This window comes from Legionella bononiensis (genome assembly GCF_016786215.1).
In the GTDB taxonomy this organism is placed as follows: domain Bacteria; phylum Pseudomonadota; class Gammaproteobacteria; order Legionellales; family Legionellaceae; genus Legionella; species Legionella bononiensis.
This window is the reverse complement of the sequence record NZ_JADOBG010000013.1, coordinates 1-20838: the sequence shown is the minus strand read 5'-3', so window position 1 is coordinate 20838 and position 20838 is coordinate 1. Positions and strand designations below refer to the sequence as shown.

Here is a 20838-nt window from a genome sequence, read left to right as displayed (position 1 = left end):
TTTTAATAAAATCTTAATGTAGAGCATGTTAAACTTCTGGCCAAAAAATGTCATGAATTAGTGATTTTAAGGAGTCTTTTATGAGTCAAGTGGAACAAAGTTATACTGACTTCAAAAAAAATATGTACGATACGTTCAATCTATCAATAACGCCTCTTAATCTGTTGATTACACTGTTTAGGGGAACTGCTGCAGAAGAACATAGTGAACTTGTACGAGGTTTTTCTTTATTTTTTGCACTAATTTCAAGTCCTGTACTGTTACTCGCTATTCCAGTGACTCTTGCTTTAGGGGTAATAGCCGGAGTGGTTCAGACGGTGTTTCTTCCTTTTCAATTCTTGTTTTCTTTGTTTCAGGATCTGAGATCAGCGCATGTAATGAACGCGAAACAGGAGGTTATGAAGCATGATTTAATGGATTCTTCCGAGGAGCTGGCTGATGATCTGGTTCCTGATCCTTCTGCAGGAACTCATTTTCCACCATTATTCAGTAATGATGAGCAAAAACCCACTCTTGTAATAGACGTACCATCAATAGAGACGTCTTTATCTCCTCAATAATGAAGCTGTTGAGCTTCATTAATAAAATTCCTTAGGTAATTATTTTAACTATCAGTTATCATTTATCACTTTATAGTAATGGATTAATCAAGGTTAACTGTAATGAAGATAAAAACCCAGTTTGTTTGTAACCAATGTGCAGCAACGTTCAAACAGTGGGCTGGACAATGTACGCAATGCGGATCCTGGAATTCAATATCTGAAGAAGGAGTCATAACCGAGAACCGAAATTCCCGAAGTGGGCAATGGGCTAACCAACGCTCTGTAATCACCGCAGTTGAAGATGTCGTTATGGATAAAGATGTTCGCATGGACTGTGGATTATCTGAATTGAACAGAGTGTTAGGTGGTGGTTTGGTTTACGGTTCTGTTGTCCTGATCGGGGGCGATCCGGGGATTGGTAAATCCACATTGTTATTACAGACTTTGGCCAATTTATCCATGCAGGAAACGGTATTATATGTAACCGGTGAAGAGTCGTTACAACAAGTTGCCATGCGAGCCCAGAGACTTGGTTTACCTCTCGCGGGATTACGGTTATTGGCTGAGACTCAGGTGGAGTCAATAATTGCCCATGCGCAAAAGGAAAAGCCTAGAATTATTGTTGTAGATTCCATACAAACCATTTTTACCGAAACCATCAGTTCTGCTCCCGGAGGGGTCAGCCAGGTCAGAGAATCTGCCGCTCAATTAGTACGTTTTGCCAAAATGACGCAAACCGCTGTTTTTCTCGTAGGTCATGTAACCAAAGAAGGTACTCTGGCAGGGCCCAGGGTTCTGGAGCATATGGTTGACAGTGTTCTTTATTTTGAAGGTCAAAGCGACAGCAGATTTCGAGTCATTCGCGCGATAAAAAATCGATTTGGAGCCGTTAATGAACTGGGGGTTTTCGCGATGACCGATAGAGGCTTGAAGGAAGTAGCCAATCCTTCAGCTATTTTTTTATCACGACAACCCGAGCCCACTCCTGGAAGTGCGGTGATGGTGACCTGGGAGGGTTCACGTCCGATGCTGGTTGAAGTTCAGGCCTTGGTTGATGAGGCGCATGGACAACAGGCAAAACGGGTAACCGCAGGTCTGGAGCATAATCGACTGGCAATTTTGCTTGCCGTGTTGCATCGGCATGGCGGTATTGCAACCTACGATCAGGATGTTTTTATCAATGTGGTGGGCGGAGTTAAAGTTACAGAAACAGGAAGCGATCTGGCTCTGCTGGCCGCGGTAGTTTCCAGTCTGCGAAATCGGGTCTTTGATAGTGAAACCATTATTTTTGGTGAAGTCGGTTTGGCTGGGGAAATTAGGCCTGTACAGAGTGGTCAGGAGCGGATTAAAGAAGCAGTAAAGCATGGATTCAAAAGAGCAATAGTTCCTTTTGCTAACGCTCCCAAGCAACAACAAGGTTCCTCCATGATTATTGAGCCGGTAAAATACTTGCGGGATGTATTGGAGAAAATGTGATGTTCAATCGTAATGACTCAGAACGAGTTCAACTTGATGAAGAAATTAATTCGTTCCAGAGAGATGGCGCCGTCTGTCTCCGTCAATTATTAAGTGCGGAAGAAATCGATACCTTACGTAAGGGCATAGAGCTTAATTTATCTGCTTTGAGTCCAAGAGCTAAAGTTGCGAGCAGACCAGATGACCCAGGTTTTTTTGTTGAAGATTTTTGTACCTGGCAAAATAATCCTTTTTATCAGAACCTCATATTCGAAACGCAACTTGGTGCCATTGCCGCTCAATTAATGCAAAGCCAGGAAGTGAGGCTCTATCATGATCATTTGCTGGTGAAAGAACCTGGAACGCGCCAAGTTACTCCCTGGCATCAGGATCAACCCTATTATAACGTGGCCGGTCGACAAAATTGTAGCTTCTGGATTCCGGTAGATCCAGTGAGCAGAGAGTCCACTTTGGAGTTTGTTGCTGGTTCTCATCTTGGGCCGTGGCTGATGCCCAGAACTTTTATGGATAATCAGGCTAAATGGTTTCCTGAAGGAAGTTTGCAGGAGCTTCCTGAGATTGAGCAGTCGAGAACGGATTTTCCTATTATCGGTTGGGATATAGAACCAGGTGATGTCGTTTGTTTTCATATGCTGACCTTACATATGGCAAGAGGAGTGAATACTCAACAGCGAAGACGCGTGTTCTCGGTACGATTTCTAGGGGATGATATGACTCACGCGCCAAGATCATGGGTTACTTCCCCTGATTTTCCGGGCCTGATCGATGAATTACCTGCTGGAGCCAGAATGGATCATCCTTTATTTCCAACTGTGTTTACTTTAGATTAATGTTTTGAAACAACCTGCAGAAGGGATTCGCATATTCATCAGTTTTGACTAAACTTATTATATAAAAATTAAAAAGTTGAGCCTATATATGGATATAACTCCTTTTTTCAAATTGATGGTTGATAAAGAGGCTTCGGATTTATTCTTCAGTGTGGGAGCTCCTCCCAATATCAAGATTCAAGGTGTTACTTCACCTATAGGTCAGGCTGCGATTAAATCCCAGCAAATGGCTGAAATCGTTTTATCGATAACCAATGATGATCAACAGAAGGAATTTGAGGCCAATATGGAACTGAATATGGCCTTATCCGTAAATGGCGTGGGTCGATTCAGGATCAATATTTTCCGGCAGCGTGGTGAAGTAGCGATGGTGGTACGTTATATAAAGGGGAAAATCCCATCCATAGAAGAATTACGCTTGCCGTTGATATTAAAAACAATAGTCCAGGAAATTCGCGGTCTGGTATTGGTTGTTGGATCCACTGGTTCAGGAAAATCAACCACTTTGGCTGCCATGATTGATCATCGCAATGCAACAACCAGGGGACATATTCTGACTATAGAAGATCCCATTGAATACATTCATGAACATAAAAAGTCCATAGTCGATCAACGTGAAGTCGGGATAGATACTTTAAGTTATGATAATGCTTTGAAAAATGCTATGAGAGAAGCTCCTGATGTTATTTTGATTGGAGAAATACGTGAACGGAACTCCATGAAACATGCAATTGCCTATGCTGAAACCGGACATTTATGTATTTCTACCTTGCATGCCAATAATGCAAACCAAACTTTGGATAGGATAATCAATTTTTTCCCGGAAGACGCCAAACAACAGATTTTAATGGATTTATCCCTTAATTTACGCGCGATCATTTCTTTGCGATTAATTCCTGGAATCGATAGTCAGCGCATCGCTGCAGTTGAAATATTAATTAATACGCCTTATATCTCTGATCTGATTGAGAAAGGTAAGGTCGAGGAAATCAAGGAAGTTATGGCTCGAAGCACTGAACAAGGGATGCAAACTTTTGATCAGGCATTACTCAATTTATATAAAGAGGGTAAAATTTCCAAAGAAAGCGCGATTAAATACGCTGACTCCAAAAATAATGTGGGTTTACAAATTCGACTTAATGAAGAGAAGAGCTTTGATTCTAAAGACGATAATCTGACTATCCAACCGGATGATTTAGATAAATTTTAAACCACACACGCGTTTTGATTATTTTGAACATTATGTTAAAATAATGAACTTAATTTATTTGTCTTATCCTCATGGTTTCAGTTTATCATATTAAAGATATTGAACTTGGAAAGTCCTTGCTTGCGGGGCATGAAACCTATCCTGACGCAACCTATATTCCTCCAGATAAAAAAGGGAAACCGATAAAAATTATTTTTAAAAAAAATAAATTTGGAAACCCGCAATTTTCACAACTTGAAATAGCCTTCAGTAAACTGGCCGGCCTGTTTATGTCCGGGGTCTCAATTCCTGACCAGAAGTTTGTAGTGGATGATTCCCAGAAGATTGTCGGATTAGGGGTGGAGCATCTAGGTTACGTCGTAGAAAAAAATGAGGGGCTGAGCCATCCTTTTTATGCCTTGGATCACTCAGGCTCAATAAAGCAATTAGAGAAAAAATCGGTACAATCTGCGGAACAGATACCGCTTTATTTTCTTGATAAATTACCACCGGCCTTTTTTAAATCATTATTGGAAGCTGAACAGTCAAAGACGCTAAGTATTGATTACTCTTCATTAGCCAATATATTCGCCAGTTCTTTTACTTTGGAAGAGGACGATCTGCATAAGGGTAATTTTGGTTTTTATCTGGTGGAAGACAATGGAAAGCCAAAAGCCGTCTTTTTTAAAATTGATCATGATTTAATGTTTGCTGATAGCATCATGTCCTTTTATTTTGCAAGACCATCTCATTGGTTGAATGGAGACAATGCATTTAATATTACTGCAAAAGACTTGCTTGATTTTCCCAAAATCAGGGATTCGGCTAATTCCTATTGGCCAACAAAACTCAGTTTGTTTCCCAATCCATGGAACGATAAGGAGTATCATAATCAAGATGAAGTGACAGCCTTCGCTCAATTAAAGGATTTGCCTGAGTTTAAAAAAGCCAAATGGATGTCGTTTTATAAACATATTTTATTGCCCAATGAATTACTGGTTAAATCGTTAAATGAGTGTCTGGATGGAAGTACATCATGTGACAGGGCTCAAATCGCATTATTAACTCAGGCAACGGCTTCAAGGCAGGCTCAATTAAGATCAGTGCTTTTTTCATTAAAAGAATTTCGTTTGTTTCTCGTTAATTTAACTTCAGAAGAGAAGAGAGTCTTATTAAAGGAAATAGTGCCCGAACAGGCTCAATACAATAAACTGTTACTTGAGCAGCTTGAACAGACGATGCAAACTCATCAGCAGTTGTGTGATTCTGGTGATGGAATTGTTGAGGGTGATACACCGCTTCATATTGCCATCAAACTCGGTGACTATCGTTATGAAGAAACCATACAAAAATACGGGCATTTGATTAATAAAAAAAATAATCAGGGAAAAACTCCCCTGGATTGTGCTGTAGATAGGGGGCATTCAGCTGAATTACATCCTGAGGATGTTCGTCAGGATCTTCGTTTTACCATGCGACATTTATTGGAGCATGGCGCTGAGCAAACAAAAGAATTCAAATTATTTAATAAATTTGAGAAGGTAGAATATCATAAATTTGTCACACCCTATATAGATAGAGTTGTTCAGGCACAATCCTATGATCAATTTAAAGACATTCTTCGTGACATCGGTGAAGATCACCGTTTTTGTTTAAAAAATAAAAAGAATTTAGCTATAGAGTGTGTTGCCAGATACACGAAAGAGAATAGAGCAAATCCTGAGTTTAAAAAAATACTGATTCAGTTAAAGAAAGATATTAATGGACATTCAACCAAATCGCACTGTGCAGGACTGCAATACATCCGACAGTTACGAAGCAGACTATGGATCATTCGCCAAATCAGAGGATTATTCGGTTGGACTACCACCCAAGGTGAAATGAATAACATTATTGAGCGTGAGTTAGAGCGATTAAAACCTAAAGGCTTTGATTGCTTCTCTTTCTTTAGTACTGCTCCTGTTACCGAGCCGCATCCGGAAGTCGTCAATTCAATACTGAAGATCAAGTAACGCTTTCTCAATGTGGTAAGAGGTTGAGATTTGAGGGATATTAGGAATGTTATCTAAGTTCTGTAAACATCTTTAAGGATGCCTCGGACAAGCTCAGAGAGTTCTTCACTTTTTAACAATGCACTTTGATTCATCTTAATTGGCACTTTTTATAAGCTTGTCATCCTCGCGTAGGCGGGGATCCAATAATCAAGCATAATGAGGTGCACATTTGATGCATGGATTCCTGCCTTCGCGGGAATGACGTATTTTTTACTCAGATGAGCCTCTTATTAATCGGTTTGGTAATTAAATGTCAGGTATCCTCAGCGCAAAAGCGGGTATCAATCTAACATGTGGCATTGTGCTGGTTTTTGGAGCGATCCCCGCTTTCGCGAGGATGACGTAGAAACAGTGATGATTGTTCAGGTACATGCCGAGGCACGCAGATTTTTGAACCGAATCAATACACCCTAAATTAACCCATAAATAATTGCCGAGATGGAGATAATCCCCATGATGGTAATAAATACATTACTGAAGTGGTTGCTGTATTTTTTCATCGCTGGAACCCGGGCAATGGCATACATTGGCATAATAAACAACAGGATAGCAATGACTGGCCCACCTAATGTTTCTATCATTTTCAGGATATTGGGATTAATGGTAGCGACAACCCAACAAGTCAGAATCATAAATACTTCAATGACTCGTTGTAACGCGCTTTTACTGATGGTTTTTCCAGAAGATTTCAGGGCTTTAACGATAATGCCGCTCATACCTTCTTTTGCCCCAAGATAGTGACCAAGAAACGATTTTGAAATGGCAATAAACGCAATAACAGGAGCGATATAAGCTATGACCGGAGTATTAAAGTGATTGGCCAGATAAGACAAAATAGAGATATTCTGTTGTTTGGCCTGCATTAAATCCTGAGGTGACAGACTAAAGACACAACTGAATACAAAGAACATTACTGAAAAAACCATGAGTAAATGGCTGTATTTCATAATTAATGAGCTTCGTTTATCGGCCTGATTACCGTATTGCTGTTTTTGACTTACGGCAAAAGAAGAGATTATGGGGGAATGATTAAAAGAAAATACCATGACAGGAATGATTAACCATAAGGTCATTAATAATCCATGTCCACCATTAGCCTGTAAGGAGTTACTTTGCTGTAATATGGCATTGTTCCAGTTGGGTATTAAATATAATGAGAGGAGCAATAAGATGGTTGCGAAAGGATATACCAGCAAGGACATTGATTTAACAATAATGTCCTGTCCAAACCGTACTATGGCCATTAATGCCAGAATTAATACAATAGCCAGAAGTGCTCTTGGCGGAGCATTGAATCCCATTTGATTGACAATAAAGCTTTCTGTTGTGTTCGTTATTGCCACGCTATACATTAATAAAATGGGATAAATGGCAAAGAAATATAAACCGGTTAACATCCGGCCAGCGAATGAGCCGAAATGTTCTTCTACGACTTCAGTGATGTCATTGTGTGGAGAAGATCCCGATAATACAAACCGGCACAAGGCTCGATGAGAATAGTAGGTCATTGGAAATGCCAGCAAAGTCATAATGATGAGAGGTAAAATACCATTAAGCCCGGCATCTATGGGTAGAAAAAGGGTTCCAGCACCTATTGCTGTACCGTAAAGACTTAACATCCATACCGTATCTTGTTTTCTCCATTCTGAGAATTTGTTTTCTGATACAGGTGATACTATTGCTGCGGATTCATTTAACGACATGAAAAGATCCTCATTTCATTGCTAGTATTTTAAGAGCCATCCCCTTGGAATTGGTCAATATTAACACTATAGAGTTAATATTTCAACAATTGCATCATAAATCATATCCAAGTAGTTTAAACAAAGCAAGTAATGTTTAAGAGGTATTCGAATTGTTAACATAGCCTATTTATTTGTTTTAATTTTATCTTCCGCTCCTTTTTTCATTACTATAATGCTGATGCGTCTATTTTCAGGATTTAACGGATTGGATTTATCTAAAAGAACGGTGGAGGAGAATCCGGAAACGGTCATAACTTTATCTTCATTCATTCCCGCTTTAATCAGTGCTCGTCGTGCCGCATTTGCTCTTTGAGCGGATAATTCCCAGTTAGTGTATTCCAGTTCATCAGGATTATGATAGGGGCTTGCGTCTGTATGCCCCTGAATGGTTATTTTGTTGGGCACCGAATTGAGTAATTTAACTATATTGGCAAGAATGGGTTCAATTTCGGGATTAATTTTATCGGATCCTACATCAAACATGGGTTTTTTTTGATTATCGATGAGCTGGATCCTTAAGCCATCAGAAACGACATCCATTAACAGTTGCTTTTTTAATCCCGCTAGAGCAGGGTCTTGTTCTATACTTAGATTGATTTCTGATTTGAGCTCTTCCAGTTTTTTCAATTCTGCTTTATTCGATTCTATAACCTCTTTATTTTGAGCTATTTTCTGATTATTAAGGGGTTTGTTACTGGCGGAAACCTGTCCATCGCTGTCTTCTACATTGGGACCACCACCTTTGATATTAATTTGTCGGTTGCCTATGCTTTCACCACCAAAAATAGCCACTTTCATGGGCTGTTTAAAATACTCTGAAATACCTGCCTTTTGTGCTTTATTTAAAGAAGAAACTAACCACATCAGCAAGAAGAACGCCATCATTGCAGTGACAAAATCAGCATAGGCGATTTTCCAGGATCCCCCATGGTGTTGGTGTTTTTGTTTGTTTATTTTTCGGATAACAGGTGGAATGGCATGCTTTTCTTTTTTATCTTTCTTCTCTTTTTTTTCACCAAGATCGTCACTTGTTGAATCACTAATATCATTTATTTCAGTCATGGTCAGGCTCTAACTTGGGGTTGGTTGAGTATTTTCTGTGGAAATGGCGGCAGCTGCAGCAGGCTTCGCATTTTTAATTTCATCATTTAATTGATTAAATGAAGGTCGTTGTGATGAGAACAAGACTTTTCGACCAAATTCCACAGCAATAATTGGAGGGTTATTATGTAAACTGGCCAGAATGGTTACTTTGATGCATTGAAGCATCAGTTGTGTTTGATTTGCACGTTGTTCCATCGCGGTGGCGATGGGACCTACAAATCCATAACCCAATAAAATCCCCAAAAAGGTACCGACCAGGGCATGCGCAATTAAAACCCCCAGTTCCGAAGGCGGTAAACTGATGGATTCCATAGTATGAACCACACCCAGAACGGCCGCTACAATACCAAAGGCGGGCATTGCGTCTGCAAGTTTGGTAATGGAGTTTGCCGGAATCATTTCTTCTTCATGGTGAGAATCAATTTCCATATCCATTAAGGCTTCAAGCTGAAATGGTTGCATATTGGACGTGATAATCAATCTTAAATAATCGCAAATAAATTCGATAACATGGTGATTGCTCATTAATGCAGGGTAACTACTGAAAATTGGGCTGTTTTCAGGGTCATCAATATCGGTTTCAAGAGACATCAAACCTTGTTGCCTCGCTTTATTTAAAAGATTGTAGAGTAAGGCAAGCAAATCTACAAAAACGATCCTAGCCGATTTTTGCCCCTTGAAAATGCCCGGTAGTGCTTTAAGAACCGCTTTAATCACTGTACCACTATTACCGACTATGAATGAACCAATAGCCGCTCCGCCTATGATCAGCAGTTCGAGTGGTTGAAATATTGCGGCAAGATGACCCCCAGCAAGGGAGAATCCACCAAACACACAAAGCAAGATTACAATATATCCTATAATAATTAGCATCTTTCATCATCCTGAAGCGTTTTGTTCTATATTATCCTAGAAAAAGCAGTACAATCTACTGGAAGCCATTATTGCATTGAATTTAAAGGGTTTTTGATGTTTTTTTACTTCACTGTTTGAGTCTAATTGGTTCAGTAAAATCATCAAAATCTCGTTAAACCTCAGCATACTCAATTCGTTCGCACCAATTGAACTGCTTTTTTAAAGATTATTTAGTTAAATAATCATGAACAACTGTTCCATAGGGTAAAGTCAAATCCGATAAAATATGAACGGCATTTATTATGCGTCGCACAGGAAGGCATGCTACCGGTGCCAGAGCATGATGTGCCAGTTCAATTTGAGCCGGTCCTTGCCAGGCTCCTTTAACAGTTATATCAATCAGATGGTATTCAACCAATTCACAAATTCTGGTAGTGCCATCAACATGGGGAATGATTTTTAATAAATAATTTGCAGTGGACATTGATTCCTGGATTTTTTTTACATCCAGGGATTCGTATTTATAACCCATAGTTGCCGTTGCAATTCGACACGGGCCATACTCGAGAGTGCCCAGCAGGGTTTCATTAACGACTTGCAATTTGGGTTGAGCCAGTTTTTTGGGAAATCCCCAAATTTCACGACCACCCGCTATTGGAGGTTGATCGTCCAGATACATGGCATGGGTATACCCTCCTGGTTTACCTTTATACCGCACAGGTATGACTTGACCCGATTCAGTATAATTACCAAAACCGGTAGAGTCAGGCATTCTTATGAATTCAAATTTGACTACAGGCTCGGTAACTTCCAAAGGCGCAGGTACTACTTCACGCAGTAAATCCATATCCGTTTCATAAGAAATAATGAAATATTCTCTATTAGTGAAGCGATACGGACCTCGAGGATATGATGGACAGGTAATGGGCATTGTAAATGCTCTCTTTATCACCTCTGCTTCATTCATCGTGATTCTCCTTAAAGGTTTTCATATCGGACATATCATATAAGGCAATGCCTTCAGTAACAGGTACTGGTTTGAGCCAGGGCGATTTTTTTATCGCATTAACTCCATCATGGTATCCATTAGCTAATCGCTCATGGATTGATTTAGACGAAAATTCAAAATCTTTTGAAGATAGTTCGGTTTCATCATGTTTGTATAAGAAGCGAACCAAAGATATTGTGGATTCATGTCCTCTGGAAATACAGAGCTTTATTTCAGGATCTGATTTTTTCTCTTTGGGTACGAAATGGGACAACATGTGAATGGTGTTTTTCAAGGTTTGAATCTGCTGATACAGCTGAATGGTTTTAGTAAAACGACTGGAAAATTCAATATCTTTCTTGCGTTTTATTACTTCATCGAGTGTTGTGGGATGTAATCCAAAGGAATCAAATAAATGCACCATAAAACACAATACATTTTTACGATATTGATTAGATAGTACATAACTGGTAGGGGTGTTATTGGAAATACCGCCATCCCAATAAAATTTTCCTTCGACTTCAACTGCAGGAAACCCGGGAGGTAGCGCGCCGCTGGCCATGATATGCTCAGGGCCAATTTTTTGGTTGAACGAGTCAAAATAGACCATTTTTCCCGAGCAGATTTCTACTGCTCCAATACACAATCTCGCTACTCTTTTATTGTTTATCCGATCGAAATCAATATATTTTTCTAGAGTGCTGCGCAAAGGCGCGGTGTCATAATAACTGATTTTATCAGGGCTATTATGCCATCCCCATTGTGGTGGTGGAAATCGAGGTATAAAAAAACCCGGTTGTCCAAAAAGAAGGGATGAATGAGCTGCCAGTAAATGTTGGATTTTTCGACTGTCCGGGTCATTAGGTAATAGCGTTTCTCCAATAGTGCCGGGCGTCGCGATGGACTCCCAAAATTGATACAGTTTTTCAACGCGTATGTTTTCAGGATTACCTGCGGCTATCGCGGCATTAATTGCTCCAATAGATGTACCTACATACCAATCAGGGAAATATCCTGCTTCATCTAATGCGCGAAGAACGCCAGCCTGATAAGCTCCTAATGCCCCTCCGCCCTGAAAAGTACAGGCTATGCTTTTAAATAGTGCCTTGAATTTATTGCTCTTGGTTTGAACCATGGTTTACTCCATGAACCATCCATGACTGACAACCAGGGATTGACCGGTTAATGCATTCGAATCAAATGAAGCGAAAAATAAAGCGGTTTGGGCAACATCATCGGTAGTAGTAAATTCACCATCAACTGTGTCTTTTAACATTACTTTTTTTATAACATCCGCTTCACTGATACCCAGTTCCTTAGCTTGTTCTGGAATTTGTTTGTCAACCAGTGGAGTGCGTACGAAACCGGGACATATGACATTTGCTCTTACATTATGAGCAGCGCCTTCTTTAGCTACGACTTTACACAAACCCAGTAAACCATGCTTTGCAGTAACATAAGGGGCTTTGAGTACGGAAGCCTCTTTGGAATGAACTGAGCCCATATAGATGACGCTTCCTCCTTTACCGGATGCATACATATGCTTTAAAGCAGCCCGGGTAGTTAAAAATGCTCCGTCCAGATGGATGGCAATCAGTTTTTTCCAGTCAGAAAAGGCTAATTTATCGATTGATTCAATGATTTGAATACCGGCGTTACTTACCAAAACATCAACGCCACCAAAATGCTCTGCAACGGCATCTATTCCCTGATTGACTTGATGTTCATCGGTAACATTCATGGCAACTGCTATGGCTTGACCGCCCTGAGAATTTATTTCATCTGCGGCACGAGTTGCCTGATCCAGGTTGAGATCCGCAATCGCAATTTTTGCACCTTCCTTTGCATAAACCATGGCAATTTCCTTGCCTATTCCACTCGCAGCTCCAGTAATTACGGCGACCTTATTTTTAAGTCTCATGGTTACTATCCTTGTAATTTATTATCGCATTTGAACAGTATAGCAATGTATTTTTATATTGCTGTATGATTTGACAAGAATATTTGATAAACACCTTACCCTGATACTCTCAATTAAGAAAGAATCAGGGTATCAAGGCAAATTAAATCTTTAGTAGGAATGATAAAGAGTGGTGTCAAGATTAGTAGTAATAATAGGGACGGCCGTAATAATAATATTCACGTCTATCCTGTTCTCTACCGACAGCATTACCTACCAGTGCGCCAGCACCTGCACCAATCGCTGTTCCCAAGCCTGAACCACCAGATACTGCATATCCTAATCCGGCACCTAAAGCTGCGCCTCCAGCAGTACCAACCTGTTCATTGGTGCAACTGGCAAGCATGAAACTTGATGCGCCTAATAGAATTAAAGTACCAATTATCTTTTTCATAGTTGACTTCCTCGTGTAATTGTCCTTCATAGGAAATAATAGTACATAAATAATAAAATATGTGGAAAATTTATTCAGATGAGTGGCTGGGCAGACGATTTGGATCGGTCGATTCAATGTGTACATGGGTTAGATCAGGAGGCGATATTTATGCGGTGAATACAGATAATGTTAAGACCGAGGCATTGGTTTTCTTCCATAACTTATATATAAATTTACTCTGACCCCGGTTTTCCAGTAATATAAAGGGTAACTAATAATAAAAATAGAGGGCAGCATGTTTAGAGGAAGTATAGTAGCCTTGGTTACTCCCATGCAGAATGACGCTGTAGATGTTCATCATCTGCGAGAGTTGGTTGAATTTCACATAGAAATGGGGACTCACGGACTTGTCGCTGCCGGTACTACTGGTGAGGCAGGTACTTTATCTCATGAAGAAAAATTATTAGTCATTAAAACGGTTATCGATCAGGCTAAAGAAAGAGTGCCTGTAATTGCAGGAACTGCAATGAACGCAACCAGAGAGTGTATTGCGTTGACGCAACAGGCTATGGAGTTTGGGGCTCACGCCGCATTAATTATGACCCCGGCTTATATAAAACCTACCCAGGAAGGCCTGTACTTACATTACAGCAGGATTGCTCAGGCAGTAGCAATGCCAATTATTTTATATAATGTTCCCAGTAGAACCGCTTGTGATTTATTACCTGAAACCGTTGCGAGACTGGCCAAAATATCCAATATCGTCGGAATTAAGGAAGCTACTGGCCAGATGACACGGTTGCAACAAATTCTTCGTCTTTCTGAAGGCCGAATTGATGTCTACAGCGGTGATGATTTAACGGCAGCGCAATGGATGTTGGCTGGAGCTAAGGGCGTGATATCGGTAACTGCTAATGTCGCAGCTAAATTGATGGCTAAAATGTGTGATATGGCTATGGATGGAGATCATGCAGCCTGTCTTCGTCTACAGGAACAATTAATGCCTTTACATGAATTGATGTTTGTTGAATCAAATCCGATTCCAGTGAAATGGGCTTTGAATAAAATGGGCTTAATGGGCAGTGAGATTAGACTGCCTCTTACTGAATTATCAGAAACACATCATCAGGCATTAGAAAAAATACTAAAAAGTCTAGAGTTGATTTAATTGGGGATAGTTGTGAAAAAATTGAGTTTTATCGTTCTTGCTACACTGGCGTTGTCAGCCTGTAATTCTCGTTATTCCAGTAATGGTGAGAATGTTTATTTACAGAGTCGTAATGGAGTCAAAATAGTCGTGCCGCCTCCATTAACGAATTCTAATATCAGTAATTTTTATGATTTGCCCCCACAAAACCAGGATGCGCACGTCAGTATTGCGCCGCCAGGGGATGACATTATAACTTCATAAGGGTTCATTATGACACCATCAGAATCAGGGGAGTTGCTCATTGTACAGGAGTTGTCCAAGCGCATTGTGGAAGCGCAACGCAAAATCAGGATTCTTGATAGTATTAAATGGGATGACTCGGTTAAAAAGGAGTTTTTTAAAGCGAAGGGGAAAAAATTACCGAATGTTGATAAAGCGTACTATGATAATAAACCCTTACCTTTTGATGTACGTGAGAAACAGGAAGAGTTTCGGCTGATTCTGCGTGATGCACAGAATCAGTTAGGTCAGTATTCGACTTTAACCCGATTAATCAGACGTCAATGTGAAGAATACAGCCGAGCTACACAAATGTTGGCAGTTCGGGGAACTCCATCATTCAGTGAGTTGGCCATGGAGTTGTATGGTAGTCCTGATGATGTTTTTTATGCTGGTGGTCCGCGCATGTCCCAAATGGGAACTTTACTGTTTGATGTGTTAACCAACCTGAACGTTCAATTACAATCCGAAGCGGATTTGAAACGTCATACGCCACAGCAGGCTCAGGAAATATTGCAAGCACGATTAGGGCATTTCTTTTCCAAACATCCAGGAAAAGTAACGGTTATGGTAAGTGACGATATGGTTGCCGATGCTTCTGCAGGTGCTGACAGCATCAAATTAAGTCAACAGGCAATGTTTAGTGACCGCGATTTGCGTTATATGGAAGTGCATGAAGGTTGGGTACATGTCGGTACAACCTTGAATGGAGCGATGCAACCTAATTGTTTTTTCCTTTCCAAAGGCTCTCCATCCAGTAGCGTGATTCAGGAAGGTTTGGCTGTTATCACTGAAGTTGTTACTTTTTCCTCTTATCCCGGACGTATGTTAAAGATTACCAATAGGGTGATTGCTTTGGATAAGGTGACTAAAGGCGCTGATTTTCTGGACATCTATCGTTACTTTATCGATTGTGGTTTGTCTGAAGAGGACAGTTATAACCAGACGGTGCGGGTTTTTAGAGGCAGCACTCCAACTGGTGGGCCATTTACTAAAGATTTATCCTATGCGAAAGGCTTTGTTCTAATTTATAACTACATTCGATTTGCGATTAGTCAAAAGAGAGTGGATTCCATTCCTTTATTATTTACCGGCAAATTGATTCTCGATGATTTACCCTTATTAGGCGAATTGAAAGAACGTGGCATTCTAACGAACCCAGTGTATTTGCCGCCTCCTTTTCAGGATTTGGCCGCCTTAAGTGCCTGGATGAGTTTTTCTCTCTATTTAAATCAATTTGATTTAAATGAGATACAGAAAAATTTTCGCTTTTTATTGATTTAATGGGTCTGCATTTGTCCCAGTTGGAACGGATAATCATGACGGCATCGAGCATAAGCTGCTCCTATCTGAGCAGGATTTGGATAAAAGGCATAATGTGTCGCATTGTATGCACAACAGGGGTATGAACTGATAAAACAGCCCCGTTTCGCGTTCCAGACAAATCCTGTTTCAGTTGGCTCCAAAGTTCTACCATCAAAACAGACGTATCGCGGTTGAGACGGCTGTCCACCTTGAATACATCCTTGAGCATGAGCAACATTAACCAGAATCAATCCAGCCAGTATTATTTTTATTCTCATTTAATTGCCCTTAAACTTGCTATACTTCTATTAATAAAGTTAGCTTAAGTTTGGATCTATTCAAGCCCGATGAGAAAAAGATAACCAATTTAAGGTTAAATTAATAAATTAGGCTTAAAATAAAGACATACGAGTCTGCGGAGTTTATTTATGGCTAAGAATGTGGCGATCAGAAATGCAATTATTAATAATGATGTAGACATAGAAGAACCGGATGTTCGCCGCAGGGCTTTAGAACACTTATTAGAAGTCAATCCAGCCGATGTGAGCGCATTTAGGCAAGCGATTATCAATAATAAAGGATTTTGGGAGCAATTTCCTGATTTAAAAGAAGCAGAAGGCATTAAAATCTACGAAGACAATGATAATTTACTAACTCCGGATGAGGATCCGGATATTAAAACTATTCGCCAAATAGCAGCTCAACAGCGAGTAACATTGGGATTAAAAGATGTTGACGATGATGTTTTGATTCAGATTCTTTCAAACAATGAAGACGAATGCCGGGCTTATCTGGCTTCCATCAGTAAATTGGGTAATCTAAATCAAGCTCATGGCTGGAAAAAAGATGAAGTACCAGTTCTTGCGCCACCAGCCCCAGCACCTCCAGCACGTAATAAATCAGATGATATATTAACAGCAGATGCCATTAAAGAGATACGAGATCAAGCTCGTGATGTTTTATTATTACGCTTCATCAAACAATCTGAGAACCGTGGGCAAATAGTACAATTATTAACTGCAAATGATAAAGCTTCAGTTGATAGTGCTGCAATAGAAATGGGCTATCCGGACTCAGTCGCTGCCAAAGGCTTTTTGAATTTTCCATTAAGTGATAATGTAAAAGATGCGCTTAAAGGTCGTCTGGCGATGTTAAAGCAGGCACTTGGAAAAAACGATTTTGAGGAGTACGTTGCAGGGCTTTCATCAGATGCGGTTTTGAGGCAAGAAGATAATTTGCAAGAAGACAATGAAGAGTTTTTCAAAAGCATACCTCAACGAATAAGGAATAATTTAACTGAAGATGATATGGATTGGGCTAAAAGCGTTCTTGGAACACGGTTTTTGCAGGTAGCCTTATCGAATTCAGATGAAGATTTATTGCCAGCACTTAAAACTAAAACTGAAGAAGAGTTGGCGGCAATATTAAAAGACCTGTTCGATAATGATGACTACATCGATTTGGCAGTAAAGGGTAATCTCGCTGTACTTAAGAAAGCAATGTTGCAGAGTCATATTACTTCTATAAGTGATGAGAAACAATTGAAGGCGATGGATAAAGCTGTAGATTTAGCTGAATTCCAGAAAGCACTTGTTGATGCGGGTATAACTCCTGCTGATTGGGTTAAAGAGACTGATTTAAAAGATATCAAGCAATGGGTTCGATCTCAGATATTTCAGAACCATATAGACATTGTTTCTCAATTAGGAGCAGCACCTCATCCGCAATTATTCAAGGCCTTTAGTGAGTTACCTGTAGCGAAACAACGAGCAATGCTTAATGATCCCGTTCAAGATTATCATGTGTTGAATGCAAAAGATGTTAAGCAATTAGCTGTTCATATGGGAGCAGATGCGATTGGTTTAGCTGAGGTTGTTGAAGAAAATAAAAAAATTGCGGGCTTTCAGCAAATACATAATTCAGTGGTGGCTCGAATTTTATCTGGTTTTCAACCCCCGATTACATTGAGCTCCGCACAGATTGATGTAATTAATAATGATCTGGATACTGAGGCTACCAAGAATGGTGGTCGAGACTTTGAAGACCGGGTCCTTTATAAGGGTATTGTTGATAAAATTAAGGCACAATGTGGACCGGTTAATGATGGATCTTTTTATCAAGCTTTTGGTTTAACCAGGGATGGCTCCGCTTTCAAAAATCCGCCTTCAACAAGGGAAGATATAATAGTCCAAAATAGACACAATCAAGGATTACTCAATGCACATGCTTTAATTCGTCCTACTGACGGAGAAAATAAATTATTGGAAAAACAATTATTAGGTATTTTTTTAACGCTTAATAAAAACGTTGCGATTAATCCCGCAACAATTGTAAGTAAATTTAATGAGTCCAAAACGTATAATGAATTTATAGAAGGTGTTATTCCTCGTGTAAATTTAGCCTTGAAAGCTCAATTGTACTCTCAATTATCCAGCAGCACGTTTTATGAATTAAAGAATGCCGTACTAAAAAATAATTTAGCGGACCCTTCTCCTGCGGTTGTCAGGCAGGCTTTAAGCAATTTGAACAGCGTTATACAATCAATTAACGGGCATCGAACTGTAACAACCAAATCCAGGGAACACTTTAAATTCCTCGAGGGCGTAGAGCCTTCTCATTTATATAATCCATCTTTTAGAGGTACAGCACAATTTAGAGCCGAAAAAATGAAAGATAAATATCAGGCTCTTTCAGATGATTGCGATCTTATTGTGGATCAATTAAGACGTGACCAAAAAACAATTGAGGGATTTTTTAACCTGAATGTTCAGATGAATAGAGGTTTGCCATCTGATGTGACTGAGAAGGTTAATGAGGTGGACAAAAAGCTAAATGAAGAAATGGCAGCCATTAAGTCCAATTTACAATTTTATGAAAAAATCCAACAAAAATTATCCGGTAAAGACGGCATTCTGCAAGCAATTAATGATGCCGCTGATAATAAAAAAAGCTATATGTTCCATGCAAAAGGAATTACTCGCAGGATAGAGACACGTGATAAAGTTGAGGGTTTAACTTTTACTTCCGAAGCCCCACCTCCAAAAAATAATAATGGGCTTGATACTTCCGGTCATCCTGGAGAGGTACAAAAACTCGTATTGGAGGAATCCATCCCTGAAGGAAAAATTGCTGTTGTTGACTATGTCCAAACCAGTTACAAAGCAGATAAGGTAAGCAAAGATTATGAAATAGTCGGTCGATATACCGTCGATTTATCTCCTCCTGGACAAATGACTCAAAAAGGGGATCAGGTCACTAAAGTTGGTGGTGGAAAATTTGAAATCGAGCAATTTCCAAAACAAACAATTCCGGTTCCTGCCAAGGGGTCCCAAGAAGATGTACGGTTAATCAAGGCCAAGATGGAATTTTCTTTGGCACTTGCCGCTGATGCTATAGCCAATCTTGATTCACCACCAACCAAAGAAAAACCTTTAAGATTGTATGGTGATGATGAAGAACAAATGCGTTATTTATGGACAGCCTTGATCGTGCTTGGAGAAAAAAATCCTCATATGAAGATCACTGCTGATGCCATAAAGCTTGATCGATTTGGCGCAAACAGGTTTGATCCAGCACAGGAAAAGGGTTCTTTTCTGGGTATTGGTACGGGTTTTCATAAAGAGTCGTTATATCAGCAATTTAAAGATGTAATGGTGAAGGATACTGTAGAACAGACTGTCGATGCAGTAAAAAAGATGAGCGCGGATAAAGTAGAGAGCATGAAGGAGCGTCCAAAAGTCGACTCACAGGCTATTGATGCAGCTAAATCAATCAAAGATGGATTAAGTATTTTTAGAAAAGATGCTCAAGTCGCAAGAAAAGTGGAGGGCCCGGAAGAGAAACAGGATACTGGCCTAAAAAATTCATAATGTGTAGTACAGAATAAGAAGAAAGGAGTATTGAATTGAACTCTAAACAATTGGCTATTGGTGTATTTGATTCGGGTATGGGGGGATTGACCGTTTTAAAAGCGTTACGAGCCAGTTTACCGCAAGAGTCATTCGTTTATTTAGGTGATACGGCCCGTTTACCTTATGGTACCAAAAGCCCTGATACGGTCAAGCAATACGCTATGCAAATGGCAAAACTATTAGTCGAGCGGCGAATTAAGGCTTTAGTCGTTGCATGCAACACGGCAACTACTGCAGCATTACCTCATTTGCAAAGTATGTTGACGGATATACCTGTACTTGGTGTGGTTGCTCCAGGGGCGGAAGCGGCTGTGGCAGCAACCAGGAACGAACGTATTGTTGTTCTGGCTACTGAAACGACCATAGCGTCTAAAGCGTATCAAGAGCTTATCGTAAAAAAATTGCCTCAGGCAGTAATCAATACTCGAGCATGTAGTGTATTGGTTGCTTTGGCCGAAGAAGGCATGGTTGATAATTCTGTAGCCCGAGAAGCCTTAAAACATTATCTGGATAAAGTCACGGATGAGGATGCTGTTTTATTGGGTTGCACTCATTTTCCTGTGTTTAAGCCTTTACTCTCCAGCTTGCTGCCAGATAATGTAACTGTAGTTGATTCAGCTCAGGCAACAGCACGTTCACTGCACAATTTATTGAACAATCAGAATTTGCTTAATGATGATCTTATGAGTGCATCTAAAGTACATTATTTAGTGACGGACTCAGTGAACAGATTTCAGAAAGTGGGTGAAATCTTTTTAGGTGAACAGTTAAAGCTTGAGGATATAGAACTGGTTGACGCGAGGTAACTTCTCAAAGTCTCCTGGAGTTGCTTTCTCCCTCTTGGCGAAGGTCAGTTTAGTGGAATCTTGTTACATTTAAAAATGGAACATTTTAGTTGTTTTAAGATCCCCTCATCCGCCTGTCGGCACCTTCTCCCGAAGGGAGAAGACCAGTTTAGTGGGATCTTGTTACATTTTATAATGGAATATTTTGATTGATTTAAGATCTCCTCATCCATCCAGGAATTGCCTTCTCCCGAAGGGAGAAGACCAGTTTAGTGGGATCTTGTTACAT

Annotated in this window: 18 protein-coding genes; 10 read left to right on the top strand and 8 right to left on the bottom strand. The window is 39.9% G+C overall.

Features of this window, described 5'->3' with window-relative positions; translation table 11 throughout:
• Window positions 1-80 precede the first annotated feature (80 nt).
• The 5 genes from IZU94_RS09820 (at window position 81) to ankK (ending at window position 6049) form a co-directional block, all read left to right on the top strand.
• Window positions 81-560: a hypothetical protein gene (locus tag IZU94_RS09820; protein WP_203110234.1), complete on the top strand. Its 480-nt coding sequence runs from the start codon at window positions 81-83 to the stop codon at window positions 558-560.
• A 102-nt stretch (window positions 561-662) separates the two neighbouring features.
• Window positions 663-2018, top strand: coding sequence for a DNA repair protein RadA (gene radA, locus IZU94_RS09815; protein WP_203110232.1), 1356 nt, complete (start codon window positions 663-665; stop codon window positions 2016-2018).
• Window positions 2018-2848, top strand: a complete 831-nt coding sequence (locus IZU94_RS09810) for a phytanoyl-CoA dioxygenase family protein (RefSeq protein ID WP_203110230.1) — start codon at window positions 2018-2020, stop codon at window positions 2846-2848. The genes radA and IZU94_RS09810 overlap by 1 nt, the downstream gene beginning before the upstream one ends.
• Window positions 2849-2936: 88 nt before the next feature.
• The gene (locus IZU94_RS09805; RefSeq protein WP_203110228.1) at window positions 2937-4058 is read left to right on the top strand and encodes a PilT/PilU family type 4a pilus ATPase; all 1122 of its coding nucleotides are present in this window, start codon (window positions 2937-2939) and stop codon (window positions 4056-4058) included.
• A gap of 71 nt (window positions 4059-4129) precedes the next feature.
• Window positions 4130-6049 carry a Dot/Icm T4SS effector AnkK/LegA5 gene (gene ankK / locus IZU94_RS09800; protein ID WP_203110226.1) on the top strand — a complete coding sequence of 640 codons (1920 nt, stop codon included), beginning with the start codon at window positions 4130-4132 and terminating at the stop codon, window positions 6047-6049.
• A 452-nt stretch (window positions 6050-6501) separates the two neighbouring features.
• Here the strand turns inward: ankK and IZU94_RS09795 are convergent, their stop codons facing one another.
• The 7 genes from IZU94_RS09795 to IZU94_RS09765 form a co-directional block, all read right to left on the bottom strand.
• Window positions 6502-7794: a serine/threonine transporter gene (locus IZU94_RS09795; RefSeq protein ID WP_203110224.1), complete on the bottom strand. Its 1293-nt coding sequence runs from the start codon at window positions 7792-7794 to the stop codon at window positions 6502-6504.
• A gap of 165 nt (window positions 7795-7959) precedes the next feature.
• The gene (gene motB / locus IZU94_RS09790) at window positions 7960-8898 is read right to left on the bottom strand and encodes a flagellar motor protein MotB (RefSeq protein ID WP_203110222.1); all 939 of its coding nucleotides are present in this window, start codon (window positions 8896-8898) and stop codon (window positions 7960-7962) included.
• 9 nt (window positions 8899-8907) lie between these two features.
• Window positions 8908-9813 carry a flagellar motor stator protein MotA gene (gene motA, locus IZU94_RS09785; protein WP_203110220.1) on the bottom strand — a complete coding sequence of 302 codons (906 nt, stop codon included), beginning with the start codon at window positions 9811-9813 and terminating at the stop codon, window positions 8908-8910.
• Window positions 9814-10021: 208 nt separating this feature from the next.
• Window positions 10022-10762 (bottom strand): acetoacetate decarboxylase, encoded by a 741-nt coding sequence (locus IZU94_RS09780; RefSeq protein WP_203110218.1) that lies wholly within the window; start codon window positions 10760-10762, stop codon window positions 10022-10024.
• The gene (locus tag IZU94_RS09775; protein ID WP_203110216.1) at window positions 10755-11918 is read right to left on the bottom strand and encodes a patatin-like phospholipase family protein; all 1164 of its coding nucleotides are present in this window, start codon (window positions 11916-11918) and stop codon (window positions 10755-10757) included. The genes IZU94_RS09780 and IZU94_RS09775 overlap by 8 nt, the downstream gene beginning before the upstream one ends.
• Window positions 11919-11921: 3 nt before the next feature.
• Entirely contained in the window at window positions 11922-12704 is a 783-nt protein-coding gene (locus tag IZU94_RS09770) for a 3-hydroxybutyrate dehydrogenase (RefSeq protein ID WP_203110215.1), read from the bottom strand.
• Between the two features lie 181 nt (window positions 12705-12885).
• Window positions 12886-13137 carry a glycine zipper domain-containing protein gene (locus tag IZU94_RS09765; protein ID WP_203110213.1) on the bottom strand — a complete coding sequence of 84 codons (252 nt, stop codon included), beginning with the start codon at window positions 13135-13137 and terminating at the stop codon, window positions 12886-12888.
• Between the two features lie 277 nt (window positions 13138-13414).
• Between IZU94_RS09765 and dapA the strand changes: the two genes are divergently transcribed.
• From dapA to IZU94_RS09750, 3 genes are read left to right on the top strand one after another with little or no spacing between them, the layout of a single operon-like run.
• A complete protein-coding gene (dapA, locus tag IZU94_RS09760; RefSeq protein ID WP_203110211.1) occupies window positions 13415-14287 on the top strand; it encodes a 4-hydroxy-tetrahydrodipicolinate synthase in 873 nt (290 codons plus the stop codon).
• A 12-nt stretch (window positions 14288-14299) separates the two neighbouring features.
• The gene (locus IZU94_RS09755) at window positions 14300-14530 is read left to right on the top strand and encodes a hypothetical protein (RefSeq protein WP_203110209.1); all 231 of its coding nucleotides are present in this window, start codon (window positions 14300-14302) and stop codon (window positions 14528-14530) included.
• Window positions 14531-14539: 9 nt separating this feature from the next.
• Complete coding sequence (locus IZU94_RS09750) at window positions 14540-15832, top strand: flavohemoglobin expression-modulating QEGLA motif protein (protein WP_203110207.1); 1293 nt, start codon at window positions 14540-14542, stop codon at window positions 15830-15832.
• Here the strand turns inward: IZU94_RS09750 and IZU94_RS09745 are convergent.
• Complete coding sequence (locus IZU94_RS09745) at window positions 15829-16131, bottom strand: hypothetical protein (RefSeq protein ID WP_203110205.1); 303 nt, start codon at window positions 16129-16131, stop codon at window positions 15829-15831. The genes IZU94_RS09750 and IZU94_RS09745 overlap by 4 nt on opposite strands.
• A 150-nt stretch (window positions 16132-16281) precedes the next feature.
• Here IZU94_RS09745 and IZU94_RS09740 point away from each other — a divergent pair, with 150 nt between their 5' ends.
• Window positions 16282-19722, top strand: a complete 3441-nt coding sequence (locus IZU94_RS09740; RefSeq protein WP_203110203.1) for a hypothetical protein — start codon at window positions 16282-16284, stop codon at window positions 19720-19722.
• A 35-nt stretch (window positions 19723-19757) separates the two neighbouring features.
• Window positions 19758-20570, top strand: a complete 813-nt coding sequence (murI, locus tag IZU94_RS09735) for a glutamate racemase (RefSeq protein WP_203110201.1) — start codon at window positions 19758-19760, stop codon at window positions 20568-20570.
• The last annotated feature ends 268 nt before the right edge of the window (window positions 20571-20838 follow it).

Excerpts from the sequence above, each read along its gene's own strand:
- IZU94_RS09745 (WP_203110205.1), bottom strand. The coding sequence starts at position 16,131 with ATGAGAATAAAAATAATACTGGCTGGATTGATTCTGGTTAATGTTGCT.
- ankK (WP_203110226.1), top strand. The coding sequence starts at position 4,130 with ATGGTTTCAGTTTATCATATTAAAGATATTGAACTTGGAAAGTCCTTG.
- dapA (WP_203110211.1), top strand. The coding sequence starts at position 13,415 with ATGTTTAGAGGAAGTATAGTAGCCTTGGTTACTCCCATGCAGAATGAC.
- IZU94_RS09805 (WP_203110228.1), top strand. The coding sequence starts at position 2,937 with ATGGATATAACTCCTTTTTTCAAATTGATGGTTGATAAAGAGGCTTCG.
- IZU94_RS09775 (WP_203110216.1), bottom strand. The coding sequence starts at position 11,918 with ATGGTTCAAACCAAGAGCAATAAATTCAAGGCACTATTTAAAAGCATA.
- IZU94_RS09810 (WP_203110230.1), top strand. The coding sequence starts at position 2,018 with ATGTTCAATCGTAATGACTCAGAACGAGTTCAACTTGATGAAGAAATT.
- radA (WP_203110232.1), top strand. The coding sequence starts at position 663 with ATGAAGATAAAAACCCAGTTTGTTTGTAACCAATGTGCAGCAACGTTC.
- IZU94_RS09750 (WP_203110207.1), top strand. The coding sequence starts at position 14,540 with ATGACACCATCAGAATCAGGGGAGTTGCTCATTGTACAGGAGTTGTCC.
- motB (WP_203110222.1), bottom strand. The coding sequence starts at position 8,898 with ATGACTGAAATAAATGATATTAGTGATTCAACAAGTGACGATCTTGGT.
- IZU94_RS09820 (WP_203110234.1), top strand. The coding sequence starts at position 81 with ATGAGTCAAGTGGAACAAAGTTATACTGACTTCAAAAAAAATATGTAC.
- IZU94_RS09765 (WP_203110213.1), bottom strand. The coding sequence starts at position 13,137 with ATGAAAAAGATAATTGGTACTTTAATTCTATTAGGCGCATCAAGTTTC.
- IZU94_RS09770 (WP_203110215.1), bottom strand. The coding sequence starts at position 12,704 with ATGAGACTTAAAAATAAGGTCGCCGTAATTACTGGAGCTGCGAGTGGA.
- IZU94_RS09780 (WP_203110218.1), bottom strand. The coding sequence starts at position 10,762 with ATGAATGAAGCAGAGGTGATAAAGAGAGCATTTACAATGCCCATTACC.
- motA (WP_203110220.1), bottom strand. The coding sequence starts at position 9,813 with ATGCTAATTATTATAGGATATATTGTAATCTTGCTTTGTGTGTTTGGT.
- IZU94_RS09740 (WP_203110203.1), top strand. The coding sequence starts at position 16,282 with ATGGCTAAGAATGTGGCGATCAGAAATGCAATTATTAATAATGATGTA.
- IZU94_RS09795 (WP_203110224.1), bottom strand. The coding sequence starts at position 7,794 with ATGTCGTTAAATGAATCCGCAGCAATAGTATCACCTGTATCAGAAAAC.